The following is a 2477-nucleotide window of genomic DNA, read 5'->3' as shown; positions in this document are numbered from 1 at the left end:
CCCGACTCCCGAACACCCGCTCCTACCAGTTACATATTGCCTGGTAAATGGTCGTGTTGAGCCGTCCTTCGTCCCGCTGTATCGCTAATTGGCCGCGGTGTACGCCTGCAGGACGTCGGCGGGGATGCGTCCGCGGTTGGAGACGTCGTAGCCGTTGGCCTGGGCCCATTCGCGAATAGCTTTAGTGTTTGCGGACGAGGTCTTCGCGGAGGTTTTTCTTGCGGCCTTGGTGTTTCTCCCGGTCACTCGGTGGCCAGCCTCGATGTACGGCGCAATGATCTGGCGAAAAGCCTCGGCGTTGTCGTCGCTGAGATCGATGGAGGGTTCCTTGCCCTCGAAGGCGAACGAGAGAGTGTTCGCGGTTTCGCCTAGGTCGGTTCCGTCGATTGAATATTCGTCTCACTGGGGTCCACCGGTATTGCCTCCGGGGGCCAGTGCCCGGGGTCGCGAATATTGCGCTTGGGGGCCAGCAGTAGCGCCTGTGGGGGCCACCTGCTTCTAGGCTCCTTCCGCCGCGTGTATAGGGCGCGTGGCGGAAGGAGCAATCCGTGACTGTACGGAAGATCAGGGCGAAGCTCGTGTTGCAGCTTCGCGCCGAAGGCTTGTCAGGCAGGGCGATCGCCGCCTCGCAGGGCATGTCCCGCAAGAGCATCGCGGCGGTGCTGGAGGCCGCCGATGCGACCGAGACGAGCTGGGACGACGTCGCCGAACTCACCGATGAGCAGGTGTACGCCCGCCTGTTCCCGGGCCGCGGGGAGCACGAGAGCGTGTTCGCCCAGCCCGACTGGGAACAGGTCCACCGCGAGATGGCCCGGGTCGGGGTCACGCTCAAACTGCTGCACGGCGAGTACACCGACCGCTGCGCCCACGCGAAAGCGCCGGCCATGGGATACGACCGGTGGTGCAAGACCTACCAGCGACACGTGATGGTCACCGGCGCCGCCTCCCGCGTCGGGCACAAGGCCGGCCAGACGGTCGAGGTCGACTGGTCCGGCCCCACGATGGAGCTCACCGACCCGGTCACCGGGGCGACGCGAAAGGTGTACCTGTTCGTGGCGTGCCTGCCGTTCAGCCGGTACGCGTTCGTCTGGCCCAGCACCGACATGCAGCAGGACGCGTGGCTTCGGGCTCACGTGGCGATGTTCGAGAACTTCGGCGGGTCGGTACCGCGGATCGTGTGCGACAACCTCAAAACCGGCGTCGTCAAGCACCCGCGCGATGGTGAGATCGTCCTGAACGACGCCTACCGGGAGATGGCCGCTCATTATTCAGCAGCCGTTCTACCAGGGCGGATACGCCGGCCAAAAGACAAATCTGGGGCCGAGAACACCGTGGCGCACGTGGCGACCTGGGTGATCGCCGGCCTGCGGGACCGGACGTTTCACACGGTGCCCGAACTGGCCGAGGCGATCGGTGAGCGGATGGACGCCTACAACCGCGAGGCGTTCTAGAAACGCCCCGGCTCGAGACTGAGCGTGTTCACCGCCGAGGAGCGGCCGCTACTCACGCCGCTGCCGGCGGTGGCGTTCGAGATCAGCCGGTGGCTCTACGGCCGCCGGGTCGGCCGCAACGGACACGTGGTGTTCGAGCGGAACTTCTACTCCGCCCCGCTGGCCCACATCGGCACCAAGGTCGATGTGCGGATCACCGCCCGCACGCTGGAGATCTACCGCGGCACCGAGCGGATCTCCAGCCACCTTCTGCTTCCCGAGCAGGCTGCAGGTCAGTACCGCACCAACGATGCCGACCTGCCCGCCGGCCGCCAGTACCAGCAGTGGGATGCGCCCCGGGTACGGGCGTGGGCCGAGCGGGTGGGGCCAGCGGCGGTCATCGTGATCAACCGGATCTTCGAATCCGTGCCCATCGACGAACAGGGCCTCGACGCCGCCCTGGCGGTGCTACGCCTTTCGCGGCGGTTCTCAGCCGAGCGGGTCGAAGCTGCGTGCGCGCTGGCGCTGACCGGGCCCGTGCGCTCACCCCGCTACGCGCACATCCACCCCATCCTGGCCACCGGCCAAGACAAGACCGCCGCCCTACCGCCACGCACGAATCCCGAACAGGCCGGCGGGTACGTCCGCGGCGCCGACTACTACGCCAGGAGCACCCAATGAGCAGCATCGACTCCGAGACCAAGCGCAAGCTCCGCGAGATGGGCGCCCAGCCACTGCTCGAGGCGATCGAAGCGCAACACGACGACCACGTTCTCGGCATGAGCTTCGCCGAGCGCCTGCAACTGGTCGTCGACCACGCCCACGAGAGCTTCAACCACTCCAAGATCGACGGACTCATCCGCCGGTCCAACCTGCGCTACCCGGCAGCCGATCTGCGGCGCGTGGACCTGGTCGAGGAGCGCGGCCTGGACCGAGCCGTCCTCGCGCAGCTGGCCACCTGCTCGTTCATTCAGAGACAGCAGAACGTCGTCTTTCAGGGGTTCACCGGGTCGGGAAAGTCCTACCTCGGCTGCGCCCTGGCCAAGC

At 66.7% G+C, this 2477-nt stretch carries 2 protein-coding genes and 1 pseudogene; 2 read left to right on the top strand and 1 reads right to left on the bottom strand.

Annotated features, from left to right (window positions below; translation table 11 throughout):
• Positions 1–84: 84 nt before the first annotated feature.
• Positions 85–387 (bottom strand): histone-like nucleoid-structuring protein Lsr2, encoded by a 303-nt coding sequence (locus tag CEY15_RS17660; protein ID WP_095719492.1) that lies wholly within the window; start codon positions 385–387, stop codon positions 85–87.
• A 161-nt stretch (positions 388–548) separates the two neighbouring features.
• Here CEY15_RS17660 and istA point away from each other — a divergent pair.
• Positions 549–2111 (top strand): annotated as a pseudogene (gene istA / locus CEY15_RS17655) (IS21 family transposase).
• Positions 2108–2477 (top strand): ATP-binding protein (locus CEY15_RS17650; protein WP_176475191.1); only part of this gene is annotated, 370 nt, incomplete at its 3' end. The pseudogene istA and the gene CEY15_RS17650, both read left to right, overlap by 4 nt.

It is taken from the genome of Dietzia natronolimnaea, from assembly GCF_002289575.1.
GTDB classification, from domain to species: domain Bacteria; phylum Actinomycetota; class Actinomycetes; order Mycobacteriales; family Mycobacteriaceae; genus Dietzia; species Dietzia natronolimnaea_A.
Note: the sequence above shows the minus strand (reverse complement) of the source record. Positions and strands in the feature narration are given on the sequence as shown.